The 255-nt window shown below is 37.3% G+C and carries 1 protein-coding gene; it reads right to left on the reverse strand.

The features are described from left to right. A partial coding sequence (locus L8D11_RS05535) for a transposase (RefSeq protein ID WP_236870663.1) occupies positions 1-255 on the reverse strand: 255 nt, incomplete at both ends.

A 255-nucleotide genomic window follows, 5' to 3' on the forward strand; every position in this document is an offset into this window, starting at 1 on the left:
GAGACGCATAGCCCTTGTCTCCATAAATCCTATGGTCATGGCGATTTTCTATAATGTTTTTTAGTTCATTTACTTCAGAAAGATTTGCAGGAGTAACATGAACATGCTCTATATAGCCATCTTCCTGATCTACAAGAATAAAGCCTTTGTATCCAAAATAGCTTTTTTTACCTTTCTTAAGCCACCTAGCATCTGGATCTTGAGACAATATTTCTGATCCCTCAACCTCAAAAACAGGACAACTACCTTCTTCTC

Source organism: Candidatus Bandiella numerosa (genome assembly GCF_021811875.1).
Classification (GTDB): Bacteria; Pseudomonadota; Alphaproteobacteria; order Rickettsiales; family Midichloriaceae; genus Aquirickettsia; species Aquirickettsia numerosa_A.